The organism is Kribbella sp. NPDC020701 (genome assembly GCF_055562215.1).
In genome coordinates, this window is sequence record NZ_JBVHFT010000032.1 from 1 (window position 1) to 26,580 (window position 26,580).

General features: G+C 65.1%; 22 protein-coding genes, 1 tRNA gene and 1 pseudogene. 13 read left to right on the top strand and 11 right to left on the bottom strand.

Translation table 11 applies throughout. The features are described 5' to 3' along the window. Nucleotides 1-309, top strand: a pseudogene (locus ACZ3HV_RS42205) (hypothetical protein); the annotation flags it as partial. Between the two features lie 100 nt (nt 310-409). Here ACZ3HV_RS42205 and ACZ3HV_RS42210 read toward each other — a convergent pair. The 5 genes from ACZ3HV_RS42210 to ACZ3HV_RS42230 form a co-directional block, all read right to left on the bottom strand. Further along, on the bottom strand, nt 410-4,468 hold the full coding sequence (locus ACZ3HV_RS42210; protein ID WP_465693352.1) for a TIGR02680 family protein: 4,059 nt from the start codon (nt 4,466-4,468) through the stop codon (nt 410-412). Continuing rightward, nucleotides 4,465-5,715, bottom strand: a complete 1,251-nt coding sequence (locus ACZ3HV_RS42215; RefSeq protein WP_465693354.1) for a TIGR02678 family protein — start codon at nt 5,713-5,715, stop codon at nt 4,465-4,467. Before ACZ3HV_RS42215 ends, ACZ3HV_RS42210 begins: the two co-directional genes overlap by 4 nt. Beyond that, complete coding sequence (locus ACZ3HV_RS42220; RefSeq protein WP_465693356.1) at nt 5,712-7,247, bottom strand: TIGR02677 family protein; 1,536 nt, start codon at nt 7,245-7,247, stop codon at nt 5,712-5,714. The genes ACZ3HV_RS42215 and ACZ3HV_RS42220 overlap by 4 nt, the downstream gene beginning before the upstream one ends. Before the next feature lie 44 nt (nt 7,248-7,291). Next, nucleotides 7,292-8,422 carry a TIGR02679 family protein gene (locus ACZ3HV_RS42225; protein ID WP_465693357.1) on the bottom strand — a complete coding sequence of 377 codons (1,131 nt, stop codon included), beginning with the start codon at nt 8,420-8,422 and terminating at the stop codon, nt 7,292-7,294. A gap of 548 nt (nt 8,423-8,970) precedes the next feature. After that, nucleotides 8,971-10,401 carry a tyrosine-type recombinase/integrase gene (locus tag ACZ3HV_RS42230; protein WP_465693359.1) on the bottom strand — a complete coding sequence of 477 codons (1,431 nt, stop codon included), beginning with the start codon at nt 10,399-10,401 and terminating at the stop codon, nt 8,971-8,973. Between the two features lie 418 nt (nt 10,402-10,819). Between ACZ3HV_RS42230 and ACZ3HV_RS42235 the strand changes: the two genes are divergently transcribed. Continuing rightward, the gene (locus ACZ3HV_RS42235; protein WP_465693360.1) at nt 10,820-11,605 is read left to right on the top strand and encodes a hypothetical protein; all 786 of its coding nucleotides are present in this window, start codon (nt 10,820-10,822) and stop codon (nt 11,603-11,605) included. A 420-nt stretch (nt 11,606-12,025) separates the two neighbouring features. Here ACZ3HV_RS42235 and ACZ3HV_RS42240 read toward each other — a convergent pair whose 3' ends face one another. From ACZ3HV_RS42240 to ACZ3HV_RS42260, 5 genes are all read right to left on the bottom strand, one after another. Beyond that, nucleotides 12,026-14,824, bottom strand: a complete 2,799-nt coding sequence (locus tag ACZ3HV_RS42240; protein ID WP_465693361.1) for an NACHT domain-containing protein — start codon at nt 14,822-14,824, stop codon at nt 12,026-12,028. A 142-nt stretch (nt 14,825-14,966) separates the two neighbouring features. Continuing rightward, the gene (locus tag ACZ3HV_RS42245; RefSeq protein WP_465693363.1) at nt 14,967-15,398 is read right to left on the bottom strand and encodes a hypothetical protein; all 432 of its coding nucleotides are present in this window, start codon (nt 15,396-15,398) and stop codon (nt 14,967-14,969) included. A 48-nt stretch (nt 15,399-15,446) separates the two neighbouring features. Then, nucleotides 15,447-16,010: a cysteine hydrolase family protein gene (locus ACZ3HV_RS42250; RefSeq protein WP_465693364.1), complete on the bottom strand. Its 564-nt coding sequence runs from the start codon at nt 16,008-16,010 to the stop codon at nt 15,447-15,449. Beyond that, nucleotides 15,997-17,175 (bottom strand): hypothetical protein, encoded by a 1,179-nt coding sequence (locus ACZ3HV_RS42255; RefSeq protein ID WP_465693365.1) that lies wholly within the window; start codon nt 17,173-17,175, stop codon nt 15,997-15,999. The genes ACZ3HV_RS42250 and ACZ3HV_RS42255 overlap by 14 nt, the downstream gene beginning before the upstream one ends. Before the next feature lie 119 nt (nt 17,176-17,294). Beyond that, a complete protein-coding gene (locus ACZ3HV_RS42260; RefSeq protein WP_465693369.1) occupies nt 17,295-17,546 on the bottom strand; it encodes a hypothetical protein in 252 nt (83 codons plus the stop codon). Nucleotides 17,547-17,713: 167 nt separating this feature from the next. On the opposite strand from ACZ3HV_RS42260, the gene ACZ3HV_RS42265 reads away from it, so the two are divergent. The 11 genes from ACZ3HV_RS42265 to ACZ3HV_RS42315 all read left to right on the top strand — a co-directional run bounded on the left by ACZ3HV_RS42265 (nt 17,714) and on the right by ACZ3HV_RS42315 (nt 26,395). Next, a complete protein-coding gene (locus ACZ3HV_RS42265) occupies nt 17,714-17,962 on the top strand; it encodes a DUF6284 family protein (protein WP_465693373.1) in 249 nt (82 codons plus the stop codon). After that, on the top strand, nt 17,959-18,204 hold the full coding sequence (locus tag ACZ3HV_RS42270) for a hypothetical protein (RefSeq protein WP_465693374.1): 246 nt from the start codon (nt 17,959-17,961) through the stop codon (nt 18,202-18,204). The genes ACZ3HV_RS42265 and ACZ3HV_RS42270 overlap by 4 nt, the downstream gene beginning before the upstream one ends. Next, nucleotides 18,201-19,013, top strand: a complete 813-nt coding sequence (locus ACZ3HV_RS42275) for an ABC transporter permease (protein WP_465693376.1) — start codon at nt 18,201-18,203, stop codon at nt 19,011-19,013. The genes ACZ3HV_RS42270 and ACZ3HV_RS42275 overlap by 4 nt, the downstream gene beginning before the upstream one ends. Nucleotide 19,014: 1 nt before the next feature. Continuing rightward, complete coding sequence (locus tag ACZ3HV_RS42280) at nt 19,015-21,222, top strand: cell division protein FtsK (protein ID WP_465693377.1); 2,208 nt, start codon at nt 19,015-19,017, stop codon at nt 21,220-21,222. A 194-nt stretch (nt 21,223-21,416) separates the two neighbouring features. Beyond that, entirely contained in the window at nt 21,417-21,755 is a 339-nt protein-coding gene (locus ACZ3HV_RS42285) for a hypothetical protein (RefSeq protein ID WP_465693379.1), read from the top strand. A gap of 118 nt (nt 21,756-21,873) precedes the next feature. Beyond that, on the top strand, nt 21,874-22,176 hold the full coding sequence (locus ACZ3HV_RS42290) for an RRQRL motif-containing zinc-binding protein (RefSeq protein WP_465693380.1): 303 nt from the start codon (nt 21,874-21,876) through the stop codon (nt 22,174-22,176). Between the two features lie 23 nt (nt 22,177-22,199). Then, nucleotides 22,200-22,445, top strand: coding sequence for a hypothetical protein (locus ACZ3HV_RS42295; RefSeq protein ID WP_465693381.1), 246 nt, complete (start codon nt 22,200-22,202; stop codon nt 22,443-22,445). Next, the gene (locus tag ACZ3HV_RS42300) at nt 22,442-23,317 is read left to right on the top strand and encodes a bifunctional DNA primase/polymerase (protein WP_465693383.1); all 876 of its coding nucleotides are present in this window, start codon (nt 22,442-22,444) and stop codon (nt 23,315-23,317) included. The genes ACZ3HV_RS42295 and ACZ3HV_RS42300 overlap by 4 nt, the downstream gene beginning before the upstream one ends. After that, the gene (locus tag ACZ3HV_RS42305; RefSeq protein WP_465693384.1) at nt 23,314-24,630 is read left to right on the top strand and encodes a DUF3631 domain-containing protein; all 1,317 of its coding nucleotides are present in this window, start codon (nt 23,314-23,316) and stop codon (nt 24,628-24,630) included. The genes ACZ3HV_RS42300 and ACZ3HV_RS42305 overlap by 4 nt, the downstream gene beginning before the upstream one ends. A gap of 18 nt (nt 24,631-24,648) precedes the next feature. Beyond that, nucleotides 24,649-24,870, top strand: a complete 222-nt coding sequence (locus ACZ3HV_RS42310; protein ID WP_465693386.1) for a helix-turn-helix domain-containing protein — start codon at nt 24,649-24,651, stop codon at nt 24,868-24,870. A gap of 13 nt (nt 24,871-24,883) precedes the next feature. Further along, on the top strand, nt 24,884-26,395 hold the full coding sequence (locus ACZ3HV_RS42315; protein ID WP_465693387.1) for a helix-turn-helix domain-containing protein: 1,512 nt from the start codon (nt 24,884-24,886) through the stop codon (nt 26,393-26,395). A gap of 69 nt (nt 26,396-26,464) precedes the next feature. Here the strand turns inward: ACZ3HV_RS42315 and ACZ3HV_RS42320 are convergent. Then, nucleotides 26,465-26,537: transfer RNA gene (locus ACZ3HV_RS42320), tRNA-Lys, on the bottom strand. Between the last annotated feature and the right edge of the window lie 43 nt (nt 26,538-26,580).

Consider the following 26,580-nt stretch of genomic DNA (forward strand, 5'->3'; position numbering starts at 1 on the left):
CACTCGGCTTCCGCAACCTCACCAACTACATCGCCAGATCACTACTCGAAACCGGCGGCTTCAGACCACAACTACACCCTCGATCGTGAAGAGCCTGTAACCCTCGCGCCGCTTGCGGAGGTTCTCGATGGATACCCCGAGTTCGCCCAGACCAAGTGGGCGGCCTGGCGGCGTCGCATCGGTGCCGATCACCTGCCGGAGCAGTTCGTCGAGGTGCTCGAAGGGGTCCTGCGGTTCGCCGATCAACCGCTCCGCGCAGAGGTCAACGAGCTGGCCTGGGCTCCAGACACGCAGAGCTGGCGGCGCTGATCCAGCCTTAGCTGGAACAGATTGCGGGTTTCACGGTCCCGGGGAGTAGTTGGCGGTTGGGCGCGGTCAACCTGACCGTTCTCAGCGCCAAGTTCTGATTTCAGGAATCCTCGAAGGTCAGGTCCTCGATGGTTAGTTCGCGGCCGTTCCAGGTGAAGCGGGCGGTGGTGACGGCGTCGTCGCCGTCGGCGGCGGTGACAAGCTGATGGATGCCGATACCCGGTAGCTCGGCATAGGTGCACCATTCGTGGTCGGAGGTCAGTAAGAGATCCAGGTCCAGGGCAGCGAGGAGCGCGAACACCTGTCCACGGTTGGCGCTGTCGACGCCCACGAACACCTCGTCGAGCAGAATCACGCGCGGCGCATCGGGGATGGATTGGTAGTGCGCGGCGACAACGGCGAACAGCGGTAGGTGGAGTGCGATTGCCTTCTCGCCGCCAGACAGCGCGCCGTGAAGTTTCCTGGTCAATGGCTGCCAGCCGTCTCCCTTGCCGCGATCGACCTTGACGACGAAGTGGTGCCAGGCGGTGTAGTCGAACACTTGGGCGAGTTGCTCTGCCCAGGACGTGGCGGTGTCGTCAACTCTGGCCTGCTCGACGCGGTCCCGTAGGAACCTGTGCAGCGATTCGCGGTCGTCCTCGGATAGCTGCGCGGGATCCTTGAGGAGCAGGTCGCGTGCAGACTTCGTGCTGGGCGACAGCTCTGGCGCGAGCTGCCAGACCAGCTGTACGGCGACCTTCGACGCGGTACGGACCTGTGCGAGCCGGGTGTTCATCTGGTCGACGAGGTCGTTCGCTTGCCGGATCCGGTTCGCGAGATGGCGCCGAGTATCACCGGTGAGAGTTCGGTCGAACAGAGCCCGCTCCTGATCGGTGATCTCTTGGCGACTTTGCTCGGCGTCGCTGCGCAGGATACGCAGCAGTTCGACTGCGCCGACCCGCAGACCGTCGACGACTGCCGTGAAGACCTGCACGTCTTCGTCCGTCTCCATGTCGAGATCGGCTCGTGAACGCAGGGATTCGCGGCATTCGTGCACCTTCTCCGACAACCGCTGGAGCGCGTCGGCGAGGTGGCTCGGGCCGTGCGGAACGAGCGGCCACGCTGCCGCGACCTGGCGAGCCGCGTCCAGCGCAGCTCGGATGCCGTCGGAGCCAGCGAGAAGTTCCTCGAAGCCGGCCAGGTTCGGCAGATTGCTGTCCGCGGGAAAGGTCCCGATGGCGACATGACGGAACCGTGTGGCCGCAGCGTCCCTCACGTTCATTGCGTGCTCGTGATCGGCTGTCGCTGTCTCGAGACGAGCCCCGAGCTCGCCGATCGCTTCTGCAAGCTTGTTCTTCTGGCCGAGCGCGCGTTTCTCCGCCTTCTCCAGTTCTCTGCGCAGACTGCGCAGATCCGTGATCTGATCGAGGATCTCCCGATAGTCCTGTCCGATGCTGCTCTCGATGGTCGCAAGCCGCACTGCCAGCTCCTCGTGGGCGGCGACCGCTTCGGCTGCCTCTTCAGCGCGTTCTATGGCGTTCTTCTCGGAGCGCTCAGCCTGCGTACGGAGATCGTCGGCCCTCCGTCGGGCCGCCGCGAGCTCCACCCACCCGTCAAGCCACGTCTCCGCAAGCTCAGCGAACGAACGTAATGCCTGTTGCACGTTTCCAAGTGCTGATCGCTGAATGGGCAGCCCTGCTTCTGCGGCGAGCGATGTCAGTGAACGTAGAGCGGCGGCAACCTCGCCTTCGCGTCTTGTGACGGTGTTCAGTTGGCGCCCAACCATCTCCTCGGCGGAGCTCGCCTTGATCTCTTCACGGGCCAGTGCTGCCGTGGTCTTGTCGACCTTGTCGTACGCCGGTCTCGACGACAGCTCCGCGTTGAGTACTTCAAGGCGCAGACCCAGCGCGTCCAGCTCCGACTTCCGCTCGCGGACCTGATTGGTGAGTTGCCTGAGTTCTTCCTGAATCTCCGCGGCTCGCCGCTCGCGAGCCTGCCGCCGGGCGGTGGCGCCGATGTGGGCGGCAGCCTCCTTCTCCCAGCTGCCGGTCAGCGCACCCACTCGCCACGTTCCGTCGAGGCCGATTGCGACCTCGGCTCCGGACGGCAGCTCGTCGTCGACAGCAACGACAGACAACAACCGCCGTACGACGTCCTCGTGCACGAGGGCATCTGGCTCAGGCGTCAGCACATCCACCAATGACCGGCCGGCCACGCGCGGCAGCCCCGCCGGATCCGCAAACGCGTCGTGGCCGTCGACCTGCCATACGTCACCTGCCGGGGTCACCCAGGCGTCGAGGAGCCCAGAGGCCTGGAGCGCAGCTTCAACCAGTGGTCGAGTGTTCACGGCGACGGCGGCATTGAAGTCGACCAACTGCCAGAGCGGCGCTCCTTGCATCACGGAGCGATCCGCAGTTCGGTACGGCGGCGCTGACGGCGGCAGGTCGCCGCTTTCAAGCCCCTCAAGCTCTTCCGTTAGCGCGTCCCGGGTGGCATCGAGTGTCTCGATCGCTGCGTGCAGAGTTGTCTGGCGCACAGTGATGTCCGACCTGACAGCGGCGGCAGTCGCATCGACGATCGTACGCAGTTCGGTGTCGGACTCGACGTGCTCGGCGAGTGCGGCGGGATCCGTGAAGACCAACTCGCGGCAGCTCTGTGCCCATTGGAAGAGACTTGACGCAAGTTCTGCGAGTTCCCGTTCATGTTCCCGGGATGCGGCAGTGACGGCTTGCCGGGCTTGCTCGAGTTCCTCGCGCGCTTGCTCCAGCTCCTGCTCGGCGTCTTGCCTCCGTTCTACGGCCCGCTCGTGCGAGCCGATGGCGGAACTGATCCTCCCGATCTGTTCCTCCCGAGCGCGAACAGTTGCGCTGAGCAACCTCTTTGTCTCGTTCCGGTCGACCACTCGTTGGGTGAGCACCTCGTCGGCGATCGCGGTCAGCTCGACGCGTACTGCGGCTTGCCGCAGCTCGGCGGCGTGTCTGTGCACGATCCTTTCCGCCAACTGGATGTCCTGCTCGGCACCTTGCAACAGCTCCGCATCGTATCCAGCCTGCTCGGCCTCACGGGTCGCGAGGGTTCCCGCCCGATCAGCGGCGCCCTTCGCGTTTGCGGTCCGCTGCCGCAGCTCGTCCATATCGCGCCCGTCGCGATACGTATCAGAGCTGGTTAGACCGTCCAGCCGAGCAGCAGTATGGCGCTTCTGGCGGTCGAGCTCGCCCAGTTCGGTATCGAGTTCTCCATCACGGTCGACGGTGCGCTGATGCTGCTCCGCAGTTTCCGTCGCCCGATTGCTCTGCTTTTGAAGCTCTGAGGTCGCCGTGACCAACGTTCCGGCGGCAGCCCGCAGAACCCGCTGTGCGTAGGCACTCTGTCGACGGGCGAGTCCGCGCGCCGCCTCGACCTCGGTCTCCAACGTCTCCAACCGCTCGCGTTGGGCATCCAGTCGCTCGAAGCCCTCTGCGAGGTCTGAGATCTCCTGTGGATCTAGCGGCGGCAACGCGCGCGACAGCAAGGTCGACAGCAACGCAGGATCGAGTCGCTGGGACAGCTTCGGCGTGCGCAACTGCAACAGGGCCATGATCAGCGCGTCGTACCGCTGCTCGTTCAGGCCGGGGAATAGGGTTGTGCGGACGGCCGATCGATACGCGGTGGCGCTGTCGTGAACCGTGCCGTGCTCGCCGAGTCGCTCGCTCAAGGCACCGCGCGTCAGCGGCATACCGAGCTCGTTCACAAGGCTGAGACCGCCAGGCTCGATCTTCAGGTCTGTAATGAAGTAATCAGCGTGCACCGTGGTCGTGTGCGAACTCGCCTGCAGGCGAGCGCCGCAGGTGAACCAGCTGTCGGGTCTGGACTGCTTGGCGAACTCGAGCCAGACATAACCGACCCGCGTGGTCCCTGATGCGCCCTCGCCCATAAGGTTCCAGTGCATGGACCGCTCGCCGGTGCCGAACGTCGAAAGCCTGCTCGCGCGCAGGTTCGCGTCGAAGAGGAACGGCAGCAGCAGTTCAAGGGCCTTCGACTTGCCGCTGCCGTTCGGGCCGCGCAACAGCAGTCGGCCGTCGTGGAACGTGAAGACCTCGTCGTAGTACCGCCAGACGTTGAGGATGCCTGCTCGACTGGGTATCCAGCGGTCGTCGTGAGGTTCGGATACGTGCGGTGGATGAAGCTGCGTGACTGTCATGACTCCACCTCCCGGCTCTTCTCGTTGTCGGTGCGCGGAGATTGCACTGCGTACCGGCCGGCAGCCGGCAGGGGCGTCACGATGCCGTCGGCGACGTGGACCAGTCCGAACCTGGTCAAGAATGCGAGAGCCTCGCGGGTCAGCCTGTGCGGTCCGTCCACGTCCTGGAAGGCCTTGGCCCACGATGGATGTTGCTGCAACACCCGGCCGACGACGAGCCGGAGCTGCTCGGTGGTGGTTGGGTCTGTGAGGCTCTCAAGGAGTACGAGCGCTGCGACGTTCGCCGTACTGACGTCGTCGGGGAACCGTGAGTCCGTCGCCAACCCGTCCGGATCGACCAGGAGGACCCCTTCGGCTCGCTCCTCGAGAACGAACCCGGCCTGTTCCGCGGCGCGGCGCAGCAGTTGACGCCCGGTGGGTGACGTGATGTAGGCGTGCTCGCCCGGAGAGAGGTCTGCGAAGTACACGACCGGGTCGTCGACCAGACGTCGGAAGACGGTGTGACGAAGCCAGAGGTTTTGTTGGGTGGGGGAGAGCTCCGGAGTCTCGGCAGTTGCGTCCGCTGCAGGACCGTAGCGGCGCTCTCGAGTGATGCCGGTGAGGAGCTCCTCGAACCGTTGCGGTACCTCCTCGATGGGTATCGCGAGCGTGGAGGGACCGACTGGGGTGGCCAAGAGCCGGATCAGCAGGGTCGTGTTGACCTGGTAGAGGACCTTCGCGGACTCGCTCTCGACGTAAGCCTCCGTGCTGCCGTCGACCACATCGATCCCGCCGCAGCTCTCGAGCAGCCGGAGAACGTCGACGAAGGCCCGTCGCTCGGTGTGGCTGGCGGTGTCGAGTGTCGGGACGACGTCGTCGACCGCGGTCGCCTGCCGCACTCGCTCCGCGAGCTGTCCGATGGTCGTCACCGGCACGGTCAGGAGTTCCGCGACGACGATGCACAGGATGGCGTACCGGCGGCGGTCGAACGGTGCCCGGCCCGATCGCAGCCGGCGTGCCGGTCGGCTCGCATCCGTCGATGACCGAACCTTGACCAGTCGGGCATACCCCAGCCGCGGTTCGACCCGCACGGCCCATCCGCAGTAGTAGTCGAACCACTTGCGGATCGGATCCTGCCGACGCCGGATCAGGTCGAAGATGTCCGGAGCGCCCAGTTGGGTGACAAGGGGAACGCCGAGCAATCCACGGATCGCCCGCGACACCTCGTCGCGTTCGGCCAGCGCGAGCTGGTTGGCGAGTTGACTCATTCGGGGTTCACCGCCTGTCGACGTGATCGAGCCTGGGCCGCTTTGATCTCCACGACGTAGTCGGGCCCACGGAAGACGCCGCGCGGTGTTCGCAGGGAGGTGATGGCGTCGTCCGACGGCTGCCACAGCATGATGTCGACGCGGCCGTCCGAGGTGGTCGCATGCCGGTGCCCACCGCGTCCGGGAGCACTCGTCAATGCCTGGCCGAGCAGCTCGAGCAGCCGCTCGAAGAGCTGGTGATCGAGGTTGGCAAATCCCGAGAGCCGGATCGGGCCGCCGGTGTCCAGGTGGTCCCAGGCCGCCTCGAGTTCGGCGCGTTCGTCAGCGGCTCGCTCCGCGCGGGCAGCCTTGAGCGCCGCGACGTCGCGGATGCGCCCGGTACGGCTGAATCGCTCGACTCGCCCGGACGATCGCAGCAATGGCGAGACCGCCACGGGTGGGGCTTCCCACCACGACACCGAGGATGCGACGAGCTCCGGGTCGTCAACCGCGAGATGGGCGTGCCTGGCGGAGGTCAGACCGAAAGAGGTTGCCCACAGTCGGTGCAGGTCGTCCTGAGCCGGCACCGCCGTGAACCAGCGTGCGAGCTCACGGAAGTCCGCGACGGCACTGCTTGCCCGGCGTTTCGTCTCGTTGATCCGGTCGAGAACCTGCAGCAGCGTCACGATCGCCTTGCGTCCTACCGCATGCAACTGCTCGACCCGAGGCGGCGTCGTCTCCGAACCTACGAACCAGGCCAGCAGGCCATCCCACCGCGCCTGGCGACGTTCGAGCCAGGCAGGTCCCGGGTCGGCGTCCGTGAGTCGCGGCAGCTCGGCACCGATCAGCGCACGGCGCTGCATCCAGGCGACGCCGCGATCCAGAACTGCCTCGATGCGGCTGCGGATCACGTGCGAGCGATGATCAAGGTTGGTGAGGAACTCCTCCAGGTAGGCCACGGTCGAGACCTTGACGTCGTGGAAGGTCGCCAGGTCGACACCCTCCACGCGCAGCAGTCGCTGAAGCTCTCCGTTGAACTGCTTGGTGTTGGCGCGCAAGGCCTCCAGATGCCCTTCAAGCTCCATCAGTGCAGTGAACACCCGGCGATCGGATCCGCCGTCGAGCTCGACGACGAGATCGGCCAACCGATCTCCGATCGCATCGAGTACCGCCGTCTGCAAGGCCCCGGTGGACGCCAGCACGCTCATCGCGTGGGTGACGCCGGCGAATGCGGCCTCGCCTCGCCGGCTGAGCGAGTAGCGGACGTTGTTGCGCTCGTACTCCAAGGCAGTGCGGTAGTTCTCCCCGTGGTCCTGGATGAAATCCACCAGATGCCAGGCGCGCAATTGGCGGAGGGCGTCCACGAGTTGGTCGTCGGATAGCGTAACGACCCATCCGATAGATCGCATCCATGCGCTCAGGTCGTCGAGCCCGAGGGCGGTATCGAGTCGCTCGTTAGCCTCCGCGAAGGCGTGCAGAATCGCAATGTACTGGTCGGCGCGCTCGCCACTCGTGAAGCGGAACAGCTCAGGCGGGATCCGGATCGGGTCCACAACCGCCTCCGTCCTCGAGCTTGCGACCAGCGACCCATGTCACGCTAGAGGAGGCCGCCGACACTTTGTGCGGCCAGCGTGTCGAGCAGCCGGCCGGCCACGCGTTCCTCCGGAACCGTGACGCCGCGCCGGGACAGTTCTGCACCGAGCTCGTCGTCCCAGGGAACCGGCGTGATGCGTCCGGCTGGCGGACCAGGGGCGCCCGCCTCGCGCGTGTAATCAGCAGCGGTCAGGTGCCACGGCACAGCCCCGACTCTTGCGACCACCGACGAAGCGATGCGCAGGCCCTCGCCGTCGAAGTCGCCGTGGTAGTGGATCGTGGTGTCCGCGTCTCGCAGCTGCTCTAGCAGCAGAACTCCGGCGCTGCTCGGCCAGCCCGACGTACAAACCATCGGCGGGCAGGACGGACCGAAGCGCTTGAGGGCCAACGCCACGACGCTCGGGTTCTCGAACGTCCAGACGGCGGGTGGCAGTCCGGACTTCAGCGGTCGGCGTCGTAGTTGGCGCAGTGTCACCGCAGAGGCGTCGCCCGCGTCCGCGCAGATTCGCAGAATCGTCTCCAACGGGCCATCGCCCGGCGGCCGGAGGCCGGCGACCAGGACCGTGGACGACAGTTCGTCGTCCGAGACGCCAGCCCGCTTCCACAGCTCCCTCCGTCCAGCCATGTCGTCCGGCCACGGAACATCGAAGATCGCAGCCAACGCCCTCAGGACCAGCCCAGCCCGACGCGAGCCCTCATCCAAGCCATGAGGATCACTCAAGACAGTGTCGGCGAACACGGGCAGCGGGAGGCCGGTCGCGGGCAGCGCCTGCAGGACATCAAGGACCTTGTGCAGCTCAGCTCGCGTCGCGTCCACCGAGCTGTTCATCAGACCGCTACGCCGTACCACCGTCGCCCATGGCTTCAGCGCAGGCTGAGCCTCGACCACGGGATGCGTCGCCAGCCAGTCCCACAGGTCCGACTTACGCTCCTTGTCCAGACGTACCTCCTCTGCACGGTTACCCAAGGGGCCTACCTGTGCCGTGATGAAATCGCGGATGTTGCCACCCACGGCCCGTTCCAGCGCGGCAAGCGAGATGGTCGGCTGGCGCGTGGGCAGCCGGTCGCGCCCAAGCAGATCGGCCAGTGCCTCGCGCTGTTCGTCGGTCAGCGGGCCAACGCGGACCTGACTCACCGGCTTCCCGGTCGACAGCCGTTTGTGTACAGCGTGCCAGACCGGCGTGAGTCCCGGAGAAAAGGCGCGAGGCGAATCCACAGCTCGCGACGATACCTGCCAGGTGAATGGATCGACGGAGCTGGCATCAACTGTCCAGAGCTGCTTGGTGGCGTGCGAGAGCCACATACGAGTTCACGATCGCGACCTTGAAGGGTGTTTCAATTGCGGTCGGGTTGAGGGGGACTGCGGTGCCGAACTCCACACTCCTGCACGCGCCGCCGGACCGACCGGCACCATGGCGTGGCCGGGCATCGCTGCAAGGCACGCGCTGAGAGCCTGCGGACTGAACTGGGCCGGCGCGTCGACCTCGCCTTCGATCGGTGCGGCGCACGCACGCCCTGATCCGTGACTGCTCCGTCGGTGACTGATGAGCGACAGTCATCGGTGGACACTGATGAGCAGCAAGGCCCAGGTCAGGGTCCACCCTGATGGATCCTGCTGGTGACAGCGGTCAGCACCGTAGCGATCCTCGACGTCCTGGATGGTGCAGCGCGGCACACTTGTCGTCATGCGAGGTCGGGGTCGTCGAAGGCGTGTTCGAGGGCTTGGGCGGCGGCGGGGTTGGCGGGTTGGCGGTGTAGGTAGGTGTCTTGGGTGATGGAGACTCGTGCGTGGCCGAGTTGGTCGGCGATTTGGCGGGCGGTGTGGCCGGCTTGGTCGAGGGCGGTGGCGGTGGTTTTGCGGAGGGTGTGGGATCTGATCCAGGCGAGTTTGTCGGATTCGGCGGGTTGGGTGGCGTCGGTGAGTTGGGCGAGCAGGTCGGGGCGGCGGTCGAGGTCGATGCCGTAGGTCTTGGCGAGCCTGGAGACGAGTCGATGGTTGGGTTTGATGCGGCCGGTTTCGATGAGTTCGAGTCTGGTTTGGGGCCACCCCAGGGTCTGTGCGACTTGCTTGCGGCTGAGGCCGGCTTGGCGCCGGAGGCCGCGGAGGGTTCGGCCGAGTTCGTGCCGCGCGGTACTGCCGACGGGGGAGAGGGCGGTGCGGAGGCAGCGACGGGCGTTGGAGGGGTCGCGGTAGCCGCCGGTCGTGTCGGGGAAGACAGGGTCGTCGGGGCGAGTGCCGGTGGTGCGGCGGCCGCGGAGCATGGCGGTAGCCCAGTTGGGGAGGGTGAGGGTGCGTTCGCCGGTTCTGGATTTGGTGGTCTTGCGGATCAGGCCTTCGCCGGGTGGCCGGGCGATGGTGTGGGTGATTTCGACGGTGCCGGGTCCGAGGTCGACTTGGTTCCAGAGGACGGCGAGGGCTTCGCCGATGCGGACGCCGGTGCAGAGCATGAATGTGACGAGGTCGGGGAGGTCAGCCGCGACGGCGTGTTCATCGGCGGTCAGGTTCCTGTGCAGGAGGGTGACTTCCCTGGCAGTGAGTGCTCGGGGTGGGTGTTTGGGTTTGGCTTCGATGGTGTCGACCTCGCGGGCGGGGTTGACGGTGGTGGCGCCGTAGCGGACGGCGAGTTTCATGGCGCCGGAGATGACGGCGCGGCAGGTTCTGGCCGTGGGGGCGCCGGCGTGGTGCTTGATGGTGGTGAGGATGGTGTCGAGGCGTTGGGTGGTGGCTTCGGCGATGTGGAGTTCGCCGATGGCGGGACGGAGATGGTTGTTGAGGGCGCGCCGGTAGGTGGCGAGTGAGGTGGGTGAGCGTGTGCCGTCGGCGACCAGTTCTTCGAACTTTCGTTCCCAGAGGTCGAGGAGGTGGTTGATCTTGTGTGCCGCGGTGAGGTCGCCGGAGTGGTTGGTTTTGGCGCGGTTCTGGAGTTTGGTGAGCAGCGCGGTTCGGGCGGCGGTTTTGGTGGTTCCGGTGGCGGTGACGGCGCGGACTTTGCCGTCGTGGTCGCGGAACTTGGCGTGGGCCAGGTACTTGGCGGGTTTGCCGTTCTTGGTGGTCTTCGTGGTCCTGGTGGAGATCTCTCCCCAGGTTCCGATGGGCAGCGGTGGCCTCGGCACGTGTCTCCTCCAACCGGTGTGAGTGTCACCTGTTCAACGCTCGGCCGGTGCGGAGGATCGGCGAGGCAGGTACGCCGCGAGCCGATGTGACGCACAGTCACTATCGGTTGAAGGTCGCAGGGTCGGGTCAGCTGGAGGGATGCGTGGCTGAAAGGGTCGAATAAGAGGTGACCTGCGGGCATGAAGAAATCCAGGCCACCGTCGTGACCTGGGCTTTGGTGCGCCGCCAGGGACTCGAACCCCGAACCCGCTGATTCCCGCCGAAGCCGTCGGCACCGTTCTCGTTGCTAATCGACCTTGCCCCGACCTTGGCAAACGCCCCATCGGGACCCAGTTTGTAGAGCGCGGCCGTGCTCGTCGCTACCCATCCAATTGGATGGGGAAAACCGTGGCCTGGTGGCCGTCGAGCCTCGCGGTGATGGAGCGCCTGATCCGGCAAACTCTGTGCATGAACGTGGCGGAGGGCTGGGCCCTGGCGAACGAGACTCTCCAGGCAGTCAAGTGGCCTGTCGTCGTGACTGTGGCAGTACTTGGCTTCCGGCGGCAGATCGGTGATCGGATCCGCAATCTGCTCCGCCTGAAGGGGTCTTTCGGCGAAGCTGAATTCAATCCGTCGGACGAGGCGAGGGAACTGACAGCCCAGTTGAGCGGGGTCGAGAAGGTGATCGACGCGTCGCTGGTGGCGCAGGCCATCACCGAAGACGTTGAACCACTTCCTCTCGATGGCCATCCAGTGCTGGAGCTTGGACCCGAAATCAAACTTCAGGAAGCGCGGCCGACGTTGCTGGATCTGCGGCAGGACATCGAGGACATCATCCGCGCGTCGTGGAGCTCAGGCTTCGAAGCTGGGAACTCCGGCCACTACAGGTCCGAGCCCGTCCCGGATATTCAGTGGACCGGGACGGTCCCTGAGGTCACCGGTTGGTCCGCAGGCATAGACATCCTGACCGATCAAGGGCGGAAGGCGGCCGGCATGCCGCCGCCCAGGTCGGCGGTGTCCAAGGAGCGTCGCGACGAACTAGTGCGGCTCGAACAGCAGATCGGGGACCTTCGGTCTGAAATCAGGCGAGTCCACCTCCGGCAGATGAAGCTTCCGGCGGGGTCTCCTACGGCAGAGCTGAACAAGCGGATTCTGGATGAGCTTCAGCAGAGCTACGAGGCTCTCCAAACCAAAAGCATCGACCTGCTAGGTGCTCGCGACTGACACCTACGGCGAACCAGTCGACGACGTGTCGCTCCGCTGCCGGGCGGACCAGGAGCTGGGCCCCGTCGACCGTCTGCTTTCAGTTCGACAGCGGTGACCGGGGCGCACAGGTCCACAGTCGGGGGCTAGATCCGCCAATCGGGATCTGTCGGTCGCTGGTGCTGGTTGTTGCGGTCCCGGTTGCGGTCACTCCACACCGTCAGCTTGGGAACAGGAATTGTCAGCCGCAGTCGGCTCAGCCCTATAGGCGCTGTGCTCGTCGTCCGATCTGACTTGACCGATGTTGACCGGTGGTTCACGCCAGGTGCCGTCCGATCGGGCACGGTGCCGGGCATGCCGCCTGGACCCAGCACGCCTTCCAACTCCGCGCGCCAGTGTTCAGGATCCATGGCGGGGGCGTCGAGACGTTCGGCTGACAGCCTAGTACGCCGATTTTCCGAAATAGGGCTTCACGATGTCGAACTGATCAGCACACCACGCCTTACACCACGCTGGAAGGCTACGGAGATCGTTGAGCACCTCCTGGCTCGCCTCCGGCTCTGGCTTGGCACCGGACTTGGCCGACCATCTACGCACACCAACAAACTGGTCTGTGTCGATGCCGGCAGCCTCGGAGATCATCCAATACAACTCCGGCGCGTCGAACTCGGTCTCCATTGCGGCGAGCCCTAGGCCCACTAGCAGCGATCGAGCCGCGGGTGACCTACTTTCCCATCTGACTTGCGAACCATTCAGTAGGCGTTCGGACAGTCGCCTCTCAGCCAGTTCAGCAAACCGACGTATGACCGGTTTCTCAATGCTCTCAGGCTCGGCCAATAATTCTGCGCATGAAGCCAAGAGATCAGTTTGATGTTGCTCAAGGGGGAGGTCGCCACTGGCATCTCGCTCAAGCAACCACCAGATCGCGCCCAATTCGAGTCCGAAGCGACCGGCTGCAAGGAGATACTCGCTTAGCGCGAGCGCCGCGAAGGGCCGAATGCCCATCAAGGCCAGCCAATTTTTGACAATCGCGTCGGAGTAGTCGCCGGGATTCGAAGTAACTTCGTCGACTATCTCAGTGACCTCATCTTCCCAGTCGGCGACAATCGGCAGGTCGTGGCGTGACAATTGAATAGATGCCCAGCCATGTACAAATAATCGGCGAGCCTCATTTCGTCCAGGGTGGCTGAGGTAATCATTGACAAACTGATGCCTAGCATCCGGATTCAACGCGAGCAGCGAAATGAATGTCTCGATGGTAAACTGCCGTGCATCCTGCCATTGTGTGCACAGTAGATCGAAGCCGACCTTTCGCACCTTAGCTGGCAGTAGAATCCCATCCATTAGCCGAACTGCTAGTTCGCAAGAAGGCTTCTCGGCACTGCAAAGCCTCTCGAAGACTCGACGTCCACCAAACTCTTCCTTGTCGTCGTAGGCCTGTATTAGTAATTCAGGCAGTACGGACGTGGAATCTCTGCCGAAAGCTTCTGTGATTCGCCATGCTATATCGTCGACGCTGGTGGCCCGCCGAGAAAACGATTCTGCAGCAAAGTACTCAAAAAACGTTCGATGAGTAAAGCCAAAGATCTTCTCGCCACTTGAGCTCGTGCCGATCTTGGCCAACAGCCAAGCACGCCCAGCACAGAAATCCAGGAACTCCTCCGCTCGGCGACGCGCCTCCTCAGTTGTGATTCCGGCGGCATCGGCGAGATAGACAGCGATTACCTTGGCTATGACCTGCTCTTCGAGGCCGGCCTGTGCCTTCTGAGAGTCATAGACCCAGCGCGCAATCTCTTGCATGATCCGCGGGCCGTAACTTGGCATGTCCTCGGACAATGGTATGCCTCTGTGCGAATCCCATCTAGTGAACAAGAGATCAGCGCACTTGGCGTAGATCTCGCGTCGTTTACGCGGGATCGCACCGCGCGCCTTGTATAGGATGCAGAGGAGCGAGAGGAGCAGTGGGTTCTTGCGCAGATCCTCGATCGACTGTGACTCAGAGATGAAGGGCCCAGTTAGTTCTGGCCGCTTCATTAGCTCAAACCAGCGTCTCGCGTACTCCTGTACCTGCGGTGCGCTAAATTCAAGTAATCGATCGTGCTCGAAAAGTCGACTGTTCAGCGGTGCGCGGTTGTAGCCAACTTCGCGCGAACTCACGAGCACAGAGGTTGCCGGGTAGACCCGACACATGGACTCTATGCGCGTCACCATATCGGCACGCCTAGGTATCTCAGTGATCTCGTCAAGGCCATCGTAAACAATGACGATTCGGCCCAACAATAGAAGATCGCGAATCGATTCGATGTCGGCATTGCTGTCAACCTCAGCGCGAATCCGCATCAGGACGTACTCCGGGATGGATGTATTCCATCCGTCACGGACGTAGTCACGACACTTGATCAGAATCGTTATCTGAGGTGTGATGGAGACTCTGGCCATAACGTTGACGAGGTGAGTTACGAAAGTTGTCTTCCCAGCGCCGGGTGCCCCCGTCAATACGATGCGGAAAGGCTCGCCTCGTGTCAGCAGATCTTCTGTCTCGTGCGCAGCGCCATCCGTTGCTGAATATATGGTGCGCGATATATATAGGCTCTCGAAGTCTGTGCTTATATCAGCGTCAGTGTGCGTCAAGATAGGTTGTGGCGACTTTGCCTGAAGGACGCTGAGTAAGCTCGCAGATGTTTCAGTTGCCTTTGCCAGCCTTTTCATATCGCTGGCAAGGGCGCAGATGCGACGGAGGTAGTCGCTGGTTTGAGACGATTTGCCTTCAAGTTCCAAGGAGGATGAGAGAAAGCGCGAGAACTGTAGCAATTCATCGCGCGATAGCGTGCTAGGGTCAACTCGATCGAAACCTGATTCAAAGACTTCGTTTACGCGTTCCCAAAGTGTGCCGATATGTTTTGACCATTTACTCTTACTGTCGACATTCCAGGTCTCAGCGACTCGAACGAAGCCTCCGCGTATAGCGTTAATCGCCTGGTCGCGATCGTCGTCTGTCGGACTCAGGTGGGTGATTGCCAGAAGGCTGAGCAACGGACGCACAGTAGGTGAGTCGAGAAACGCTTCAATGTCCGTAATCTGCTTAGCAGACAACGTGTAACCAGTCGGCTGATCATCGGCCAGGCCAATCCACCTTGGTTCGTACCTTCCAGCGAGTCGCAGCATTCGAATGCCACGCCGAGCCTCTAGGAGTAATCCTCCGGCAGCGTTCTGCGCTGTCCCCGAGATGAATGGATCCATGAGGAGACGATACGCGACTGGTGCTCGTGCAACTGGGGACGCCGCAGGGCGTGAGCGTTGCACGTAACCGCGCTGTGGAGCGGGCCGCGCGCGGGCCGCGTCCTGCGTCGCACTATCCACAGGCACCATGGGGTCAGGCGCGTTACTGCTGGATCGATGCTCGAAGGTTCTCGAAGAGCCGGATTTCATCGTCGCTCAGCGGGCGCAGAGACGAGCCGGATGCCCAACGCCCTGGATCCAGCGGATGACGCTCAAGATAGGTCACGTAGCCGTGCCAGCCGTCATCTTCGCGAGCCCACATGTGCAGCAGCGCTACCTCTGTGGTTGTGGGCGAAATCGTCAACTCGACGTGGATCGGCGGGTCTACCCATCGAGCGCTGGCATCTGGACGATCAGCAGATCCTTGGTAGCGCAGGCTGAGCGCAGCGGCCTGCAAGCCCGCAGCCGGACCGGTGAGGTTCCGGGCTATCCAGTCTCTGGTGGCGTTGTCCCAGATCCCGTGGAGGTACGGGGCGTGCGACGCATCTGGATCCCATCTGCGCTCATACCGCAATGCGGCTCTCGTCTCGCTCACATGTTCGAATCTAGGTCAGGCGGCCCGCAGTGAGCAAGCGATCGAGCCTCAGGCTGTCGCGGCGCGAGCCTCGGGAGCCAAGATGCCCTCGGACTGGACGAGCTGACCGCGACCGATGAATCGGCCCGTCACAAGGAGTCCGGCTTCGTGCTCGACCTGGCCGGCGTGGCTGTAGACCAGGTCCTCGACCACCCAGGGGACTAGCCCAAGCTCGAAGGCGTCGACCGCCGTCTTGAGGACGCAGGACTCGGTGTCGAGGCCGACGACGACGATGTGCTTCCAGCCGGTGCGAGCTACCAGCTCGGTGCCCTCGTCGTTGAAGAGGGAGTAGGTCGGCTTGTCCAGGACGGCGGCCGCGCCCGGCACCATGTCGGCAAGCTCGTCGACGATCTCCGTCTCTGGTGTGCCTGGCATCATCGCGGTCCAGCGGATGAGCTGCTCAAACAGCGAGTCTGGGTAGTTGATAAATCGGGTCATGATGTACGGACGTCCGGCGGCGGCCCACTCCCGAGTGAACTTCGCAATGCGAGGGACAACATGTGCTGAGCGCGGCGACACAAAGCCGTTCTGTACGTCGACGAGGACGAGAACGCTATCGTCAGCGGGGATCACGTTGCTGCCTTTCTGAGGAATCCTTCAGGATTTCGAGAGTGTTGTTTAGGTGGCTCTCAAGTCCGCTCGACTGGAGGACGGTGATTCTCAGGGCTACATGCTGAGCGGACTCTCGTGGCCGTGCATTGGTCAGTCTCGACGTCATGCCTCGAAGCCAGCGCCAATCGTATCCATCTGAGACCTGAGGGTCGCGCCCGGCTTCGATTTGTGAGCGGACGTGGTGACAGAAGCACCAGAGCGATTGAACGATGATCTCGAAGTCTACGATTGTTTGCTGCGGTAGACCCCTGCGGCCCTCCAGTGGGTGATACGCAACCGATGACCAGCTTGCGTATCCATATGAGATTCCGCTGACGCCGAATTCGAGAATTCGCGGGTCCGAAAATCCATCTCGCATGAACGACTGTTCTACAAGTTCCGCATGTGGTCGAGATGGCTCCTCATTGCCATGGTCGAGCAGGGTTTTCTGTGCGCAAAGCAATCTCATCGCTGTGACGAGCTGGTCGCCCTTCCACTTCGGCGTGTGAACCCAGAACGCACTGAAAATGTACTCAGGTCCACTGTGCGACTCATCGAGCAATGACTTAACATGCTGGTCCGCCCAGTCGAGCTCGCGGGGATATGACCCATGACGCCACACGGCAACGTCGGCGACCGAGTCTTTACTGAGCGGCTCCCTGATGTGATAGACGAGGCATCCCCACGGGAATCCGTAAAGGACACATTCGCCGCGCGGATGGTCGATCTTGATTGACCAGCACTCCACCTGCTCGACAACCGTTGGTTCGACCGGCAGGGAGCGGCCCAGTTGCGCCACAACTTCCGGTCCTACATAGACCGGCGAGAACTTGTTGCTGGTGAGATGAAACTCCGAATCACCAGATTCTAGGGACTCGGTAAGCCCGCCGAACAGCTCGTGCGGGGAGCATTCGAAGGCCGCACAGTAGAGGCGAACATACATTTCATCGGTGACGTGACTTTCGCCGGTCTCGTGGCGATATATTGCCTTCTCCATCGCGCTCCGAGATGGAACGGCGAGGCCAAGTTCACGCCCGATTCGCTCAAATTCGGCGACGAGCCTGCCTCTACCCCACCTTCTCGCCTCGCGTTGCTGAATTAGCACGCCGTTGCGCGCTGAGATCGGCTTTGGGGCGGTGCTGGACATCGGTCACGTCCCCCCGTGTCCAGGGACACTGGTCATGTCCAGATCCGTCTGTCGCTGTCGACTACTGACAGTGGCTGCCCGGCCACAAGCTAGATGGCATGAACAGCAACGGTGCAACCTCATCGCCGCTCCGAGCTGACTGCACGTCGTTTCGGACCGGGCGGAGCCGGCGGGATGCCCTCGGCGCGGGCGAGTCGGCGCACGTACGCCGATGTGAACGGCGACAGCTCCTCGACCTCGTTCGGCGTGACGCCTTCGCGGAGAGCTGCGAGCGCAGCGGCGATGACGGCCTGCCGGGCTGCCTCGTGGGCACTCTCGGTCTGCCGGTACAGGCGGGTTGCGTCGGCGAGCTCATCCCGTATGTCAGTCACCGCCACATGGTAACGGACCACACTTGCGAAACTCAGATCCTTCGCGCTACCGTAATTCGAAACAGAGATCCGAAACACGGATCTGAAATAACAAGGTGACGCCCCGGCGGGTGCAACCGCCGAGGCGTCCGGGTCGCGCTAGTCCATTCGAAGAGGAGCACAACCCAATGAGCATCATCTACCTTCCGGCTACCGGTGGCGAAGAGCCGACCGCTGCCGATCTGGCCGGCATCGTGCAGGAGTGGCCGCTGATCGCGGCTGAGTTGGACCTGCTTGACGCGCAGATCGCGCTCATCAACGCGGGTCCGTACGCGTCGGTCCTGGACCGTCGCCGCGTTCGCCGTGCCGAGCGTCGGGTCCTGGAGCTGAGTTGCGACCTGGCCGACCGCGAGACCGATGAGGACGGTGCCGCATGAGCCGCCGTCGACGCATGGTCACCCTGGAGCAGAGCTGGGCTGACCGGCTGGGTGTTGAGTCCCCGGCTGACATTCACGGCGAGCTGGACGCTCGGCTCGCCGCCCTCGTGACCGCTGTACGCGGTGACATTCCCCCGGCTGGTTCGGCTGAGCACGCCGTGCGCTACGGCGACTTGCTGGAGCTGGCCGCGTTTCTCACCGATGCCCGCACTGTGCTGCTGGGCAAGGAGGTTCAGCGATGAGCACCCCGCTTCGCACGACGTACCCGGTGCCGGTGGAAGAGCTGATTCCGGCCGCGCGCAAGCTCGCTGACGAGCTGGGTTCGGTGCCGTCGCGGAACCGGGTCATGAAGGAGTTCCGGATCGGCGCGGACAAGGCCCGCTCGGTCCTGGATGCCCTGAGCGCGCCCGCGCCTCAGGCCGCCCCTGAGCTTGTTGAGCCGCGCCTGCACGCGGTGCCGAACTCGGGTATGGCTGACGAGGTTGGCGGGTCGGACGAGATGCCCCCCGGGCCGGAGGAGGGGGCATCTCCGCAGGTCACGCCGCCTACGGACCCGGCTCCGACTGCAGATGCCGCGCCGTCCGGGGTGGTTCCCGCGGTTTCAGTTGACGACGCCAAGCCGTTGAGCCCGTGGCCGGTGTGGCTGCTCGCTTTGCCTGCGTTCGTCGCGGTCTGGTCCGGCTGGGTCGGGCTGGGGGAGCTGACCGGGTTCGGTGTGGTCCACCCGCTGCCGGGGATCGCGGATGGCTTCACGATCAACTCCGCGATCACGCTGCCGATCGGTGTCGAGACCTATGCCGCGTTCGCGCTGCGGGTGTGGCTGTCGGGCCGGGTCCCGGCCAAGGCCCGCAAGTTCGCCAAGGTCTCTGCCCTGTCCGCGCTCGCTCTGGGCGCGCTCGGACAGGTCGCCTACCACCTCCTCGACGCCTCCGGAGTCACGACCGCTCCGTGGCCGATCACCACCGCTGTCGCGTGCCTGCCGGTCGCCGTGCTCGGCATGGGTGCCGCGCTGGCCCACCTGATCCACACCCGCGAGAACGGGAGCCACTGACATGACTGAGTCGATGAGCAACGAGCTGCCCGAGCCGATCGACCTCGAGGCGCACCGCGCGCGCCGCGACGACGACACCAAGCCCGCCGACGAGCTGGCCGGCGCGCTGGTCCCGCTGTCGCCGGGCGAGGTCGAGTCGATGGACACCGCCTACGAAATCGCCCTCGACGACACCGACGACGACCCGTCGACCGGCAAGGTCATGGTCCCGGTGGACACCCCTGGTCTGCCGGTGCCGGTCGCGGACGGCCAGCGGCTGCCGATCATCCCGACCCACCTGCGCCCGGAGAACGTGCGCGCCACGACCACCCGCGCACTCGCCCGGGCCGGGCACGTGACGGCGTTCCACGCGATCCGCTCGCCTTGGTATGCGACCAAGCTGGGCTGGTTTGCCGGTCGTGGTCTGTCGCGGCTGATCGGTCAGCAGATGCGCTGGTGGTGGGTCCCGAACTCGGTCGCGCTGGAGCAGAAGGCCGCCGACGCGGGGGAGCTGAAGGAGTGGGAGAAGATCCACCGCCAGCTCAAGGCCACCCGCATGTGGCGCGGCGGCGTGCTGGCGCTGCAGAACCTTGGACTGTTGATCGCGGCCCCGATCCTGTGGAACGCCGCGCCTGCGGCTGGTCTCGTCGCGGCGGGTGCGGCTGCGGTCGCGGGCCTGGCGCACTTCGGGCGCCCGGCAGGTCAGACCCTCGTCGGCACGGCGGTGGTCGCGCCCCGGTTCCGCAAACTCAACTCCGACATCGTCCTGCGCGCCTACTACGCGGCCGGTCTCGGTAAGCCGGACCGCGCGGACCAGGAGGTGCGCTTCGGGTCCCCGATGTCCAGGGACGCGAAGAACACCGGGTCTCAGGTGGTCGTGGACCTGCCCTACGGCAAGGGCTGGTCCGACGTGGCCGGCGCCCGGGAGAAGATCGCGTCCGGTCTCGATGTGCACGTGAACCAGGTGTTCCTGACGCCGGACAAGACCAGCTCGCGGCGGCACACGCTGTTCGTGTCCGATCGCGACCCGCTGGCCGTCGCGGTGGGCCGCACGGAGATGCTGGACTGCAAGCCGCGCTCGATCTGGGACCCGGTCAAGCTGGGCAAGGACGAGCGGGACTCGCTGGTGACGCTGCTGCTGATGTGGAACTCGCTCCTGGTTGGCGCACAGCCCCGTAAGGGCAAGACCTTCTTCGCCCGGCTGGTGGCGCTGTGGGCCGCGCTGGACCCGTACGTGAAGTTGATCGTTGCTGACGGCAAGAACTCCCCGGACTGGTTGGCGTTCAAGAAGATCGCGCATCGGACTGTGTTCGGTACCCACCCGAACCCGAACGACGACAACCCGGTCGAGCACCTCCAGGCGATCCTGGACGAGGTGTTGGCCCACATCGACCGGGTCAACAGCATCCTGACGACGCTGCCGGTCACGATGTGCCCAGACGGCAAGATGACCAAGGAACTCGCTCGGGATCCGCGCTACCCGGACCTGCGGGTGCTGGTGATGGTGATGGAGGAGTTCCAGGTCTACTTCGAGACCGAGGACCAGGCGGTCAACAAGGAGATCGCGGCGAAGCTGTCGCGGATTCAGGCGGTCGGCCCGTCGGCGGGTGTGGTGATCATCTCCAGTTCGCAGAAGCCGTCTGGTGTGGGCGCGGGGGACGTGGGCCGGTTGTTCAACCGGTACCGCGACAACCATTCGGCACGGTTCGCGCTCAAGTGCGGCAACCGCATTGTGTCCGAGGCCGTGCTGGGTGGCGACGCCTACGCCGAAGGGTTCGACGCGTCCACGCTGCCGGTGGGCGATGAGTACCGGGGCGTTGGTTACCTGTACGGCGTCACCGACAACACCCCCACGGTGCGGTCGTTCCTGGCCGACGCGGCCGACGCGGACAAGATCCTCACCGCCGCCCGCAAGCACCGCGAGCAGTTCGGCACCCTGACCGGCGAGGCGGCCGGGGAAGAGCTGGAGCGAGCCACCCGTGACGTGCTGGCCGACCTGCTGGCCGTGATGGGTCCGGACGGCACGGCGCACTGGGACACGCTCGCCGGGCGCCTGGCGAACCAGATGCCGGAGCAGTACGACGGCACCACGCCCGACGCGATCAGCGCGCAGGCCCGCGCCCTCGGTGTCCCGAGCGTGAACGTGAAGCGCGACGGCGTGGTCCGCAAGGGCCTCAAGGGCGACGACCTGCGCGCCGCGATGGCCCGCCGCGACCCGTCCGGCACCTAAGCCGCTGGCAACACAGAGTAACCAACTGAACTGAGGGTGCGGGACGGCCCAAGTAGCGGCCCTAACGCTACTGGTAGCGGCTGCGCTACCCGTCTCGCTACCCCGCAACCTCAACCTGACCAGGCCGTTCGCTCACGCGTAGCGAGTAGCGGCCCCGGCTCCTACGCCCAAAAACCGGCCCTCGGAGGCAACTCATGCTCACCCCCGCCGCTACCGCTATCCCCACCGCCGCTACCCACGGTAGCGACCTCGCCGCTACGGTCCACACCGCCGGCCAGGCCGCCACGGTGGCACTCATCGTGACCATCGCCGTCGCGTTCTACCTGTTCACCTGCCTGATCTGGCCGTTCGGCAAATGCCGCCGCTGCAAGGGCGTCGGCAAGTTCAAATCCCCCTTCGGCCGCGCCTACCGGCACTGCCCGCGCTGCCAGGGCTCCGGGCTGCGGGTCCGGCTCGGCCGCCACGTCATCAACCACATCCGCGCCGTCCGAGGCGCGGGAGAGAACTCCACCACCAGCAAGGGCAAGCGCTGATGGCCGCGCCGATCGACCGCGCCAGCCTGCACCCGGCCGCGGCCCGGTGGATCGAGCTGTGGAACGGCAAACAGGCCCTCGGCTGGGACCTGCACGGCACGCCGGTGTTCCGGTTCCGATGGGCACCCGCAGGACTCGCCACCCGCCGCCAGCTCCGGGCGATGCGGATGAGTCCGGGCGGTCAGAGCCGTACGCGCTGCTGGTGTGGCGAGGCGGCAAACGCTGGGCATGGCTCTACCGGCTCGACCGCGCCCGCCCGTCGCGGGTGCCGTCGCCCGCGCAGCTCAACGCCCTCGACAGGGCCATGCAAGCCCGCCGCACCTGCCAGCTCTGCCAGACCGTCACCGACTACTGCATCCCCACCTCAGACGGCCGCTGCCTGACCTGCATCAACACCGCCACCTACCCGCACGCCGCGTGATCCACCTCGAGGAGGAACCGACCATGAAGCGACTCATCGGGACCGCAATCGCCGTCGCAATCCTGGCACTGACCAGCGCCTGCACCGAGACCGGAACCGTTGTGGACAAGGACTACCGAGTCCAGCAGAGCTGGGTCAACGGGAAAGCCCAGTACCAGCCCTGCTGGTGGGTCAAGATCCGCGACACCGCAGGTAAGACCCACAGCTTCTGCACCTCCCGAGCCAAGTGGAAGGCCGTCGGCATCGGCGACACCTGGGGCGCCAAGTGATCGCGCCGTCGCCGGTCCTCGCCGCCGCGCTGGACGCTGCCGAACGTGGCTGGCCGGTGTTCATGCTCGGGCGTTCCAAGCGGCCGGTGGCCAACTGCGACGACTGCCCAAAAGACGCGCACGACCCGGCGACTTGTGGGCACCTGACCTGTCACGGGTTCTACGCCGCCAGCACCGACCCGGTCCGTGTCGCCGCGATCGTGGCCGCAGTCCCGGCCGGACAGCTGGCCGTCCGGACCGGGGCTGTGTCCGGGCTGCTGGTGGTCGACGTGGACCCCGCGCACGGCGGAGGGCACAGTCTGGCTGAGCTGCTGGCGCGCGAGCTCGTGCCGCGCACGCTCTGGGTTCGCACCGGCTCCGGTGGTGTGCACCTGTACTACCGCCACCCCGGCCGCGAGATCCCGTCACGGCCGATGCCGAACCGGGCCGGGATCGACATCAAGGCAGACGGCGGCTACGTCGTCCTCCCGCCGTCGATCCACCACCGCACGGGCGAGCCGTACCGATGGGGCACTGGACCGGCCGAACCAACGGAGATGCCCCCCGCTCTCGTCACCGCCTGCCTGCCTCCACCGGTCGCCCCTGTGCCATGCGCCGGCCAAATCGGCACCCAGCAGGCGGGGGGCATCTCCCACCCTGAACGGCTGCTCAGTGCGCACCTGGCCGCCGTCCGAAACGCACCCGAGGGCAAGCGCCGAACAACGCTCTATGGCGCAGCGAGAGGCGTTGCACGGATGGTCGCAGCCGGTGCGATCACCCACGCCGACGCGATCGCCGTACTGACCGACGTGGGGCAGCAAGCCGAGCAAACCGCCCGCGACATCCGAGCCGCCATCGCTGGTGGCTTCCGTGACGAAGGGATCGCCGCATGACCACCCCAACCGACACCGACGAGGCCATCCCCGAGGCGATCGACGGTGCCGAACTGCTAGACGACGTGGCCGCCACCATCAGCCGGTACGTCATCCTGCCCAGCAACTCCGCGCTGATCGCCGTCGTGCTCTGGATCGGCGCAAGCCACGCCGTACCGGCCTGGAACTGCGCGCCCCGGCTGGTGATCCGGGCACCCGAGAAGCGATGCGGCAAGTCGCGACTGTTGGACATGGTGGAAGGGCTATGTCACCGGCCGCTGATGACGACCAACGCGTCACCGTCTGCGGTCTACCGGTCGATCAGCATGAAACCGAGCGACCCACCGACCCTTCTGATCGATGAGGCCGACGCGATCTTTGGTGCCAAGGCCAACGGTGACGAAGACCTGCGCGGACTGCTGAACGCCGGACACCAACGCGGCCGGACGACGATCCGCTACAACGCGGGTCGGGACGCGGTGGAGAAGCACCCGACGTTCGCCATGGCAGCACTCGCGGGTATCGGTGCGATGCCGGACACGATCGAGGACCGCGCCGCCGTCATCCGCATGCGCCGCCGCGCACCAGGTGAGTCCGTACAGCCCTACCGGGTACGCCGGGACGGTCCCGAGCTGGACGTGTTGCGGCACAGCCTGAATCGCTGGCTGACCGCGCACCTGGACGAGCTGACCGACGCAGCCCCAGAGATGCCACTGGAAGACCGAGCGGCAGACACCTGGGAGCCGATGATCGCCGTTGCCGACCTGGCAGGCGGGCAGTGGCCACGGGCCGCCAGGAAGGCCGCTGTAGCACTCACCAGCGACCGCGACGCGGGCGATGACGGATCGCTCCACACTCGGCTGCTGGCTGACTGCCGGATCGCCTTCCAGGACGCCGACGCGCTGCCCACCGCCGAACTGCTCGACCGGCTCAAGGGCGACCCGGAAGCGCCATGGGCAACCCACGGGCCGAACGGGCTGACCCCGATGAAGCTCGGCAACCTGCTGCGCGACTTCGAGATCCGTTCCAGCAACATCCGATTCACCACCGGGCAGGCCAAGGGCTACACCCGCAGCGACTTCACCGACGCGTGGAACCGCTACTGCCCGGAACCCAAAACGACCGCCGATCGGGAAGCCGTCCCAGCCGTCCCAGGCGTCCCCGCGCAGGTCACACCGGGGACGGCTTCCACCTTTGGGACGGCTCAAGCCGTCCCAACCAACCAAGCCGTCCCGGACCTGACCAGGGAAGTTACGGCTGGGACGGCTGGGACGGCTTGGGGACCCAGAGCTGTTCCCGACCTATCCGGCGACGACGCCACCGACTGCGCCTGACCTAGGGAGGCATCACAAGTGACCGAAGGAATCGCAGAACTCGACCTGACCTTGATCGGCCAGCACGCCGCCCGATGGACGGTGCGCGACGTGGCCGACTTCCTGCAGGTGTCGGTCAAGACGATCTACAAGTGGCGGCTCACTGGAGAGGGGCCGGTGGGTGCGCGGATCGGCAAGCACCTCCGCTACGACCCCGCCGACGTCGTGGCGTGGTTCGAATCCCAGAAGCAAGCAGCCTGAGAGGACACCTGGAATGGCACGCAAACCCCTGCCGCTGGGGAGTTGGGGAAAGATCCGGACCTATGTTGCCGTGCGCAACGAGAAAGGCAAAGCGACCTCGCATCGGTCCGTCGCGAACTACCGTGACTTCGACGGCAAGGTGCGACAGGTGGAGGCGATCGGGCGCACCATCTCGCAGGCTGAAAACAACCTGGTCGAGAAGCTCAAGAATCGACGCCGGGCGAACCAAGATGCAGGGCTGGACGCTATGGATCGGTTCTCGGTCGCCGCCGAGCTGTGGTTCGGCAAGCTCGAAGAGAAGGTGCGGGACGGGAAGAGGTCACCGGGCACTGTGGACACGTATCGGCGGCAGCTCGACAATCACGTGCTGCCAGCGCTGGGAGAGGTTCGGCTGGGTGAGCTGACTACGCCGCTGCTGGACAAGGTGATCGGGCGGATCAAGGCGGAGGTTGGGCCGCCGACCGCGAAGACCTGCCGGAGCGTCGTTTCGGGAACCCTGGGGCTGGCCGCTCGATACGGAGCGATCGACTACAACCCGATCAGGGATGTCGACACGATCGAGACGGAGTCCAAACGCAAAGCGCGAGCGCTCACAGACGACGAACGGGAGGCGTGGTTCGAGCAGCTCCGGAGTGATCCCGGCGCGCTCGCGGCTGATCTTCCCGACTTGTCGACGTTCATGCTGGCGACCGGCGTACGGATCGGGGAATCCGTGGCTGTGCTCGGTCATCAGGTCAACTTCACGGCTAGCGAGGTGGAGATCACACACCAGATCATCCGTGTGAAGGGCCAGGGACTCATCCGGATCAGGACGAAGTCCCGGGCAGGGGAGCGGGTCCTAAAAGTGCCGGCGTGGGGCATGGCGATGCTCCGCCGCCGCCTGATGGATGGCGGTCGGTTGGATCAGCCGATCTTCGCGAACGCCGACGGTGAGTACCGCGATCCGACCAACGTAAGGCGGGACCTGCGGCGAGCTCGGTCACCGGTCGGTAGCGAGACGCGCCGCGAGCTCGGACGACGGCTCCAGGAAGCGCGCCGCGCGGCAGGTCTGTCGCAAGCCGTGACGGCGATGACGCTGGACTGGCCGCAGTCGCGGGTCAGCCTGGTCGAGACTGCCCGCGTCCGGCTGGAGATGCCCGCCGCCGAGTTGTTGCTCGACCTCTACCGGGTGCACGGCGATGACCGGACCGAGGTGCTGGACCTCGCGACCCAGGCCACCGAAGGTAGTCAGGCTGACGCCCTTGCGTGGATCACGTCGCACTCGTTCCGCAAGACGACAGCGACGATCCTGGACGACGCCGGGCAGAGCGCGCGGCAGATCGCGGACCAGCTCGGGCACGCGCGGCCGTCGCTGACCCAGGACGTGTACATGGCTCGCCGGGCCAAGAACCCGGCAGCGGCCGCTGCACTCGAAGCCGCGTTGAACCAGCAGCCCCAGAACGCAGGTCTGGCCGGGTGGACACCTGACATGCCCCAGGCGTTGCCCCCGACGCTGCGGAAGCTCGTGGAGGAGCGGCAGGAGTGAAAAGCATGGGGTAAAGCATGGGAGCGGGATACACGAAAGCCCAGGTCAACGCTCTGACCTGGGCTTTTGTGCGCCGCCAGGGACTCGAACCCCGAACCCGCTGATTAAGAGTCAGCTGCTCTGCCAATTGAGCTAGCGGCGCTTGCGAACGATGAGGATCGTAGCAGGGGGATCGGGGAGATGCG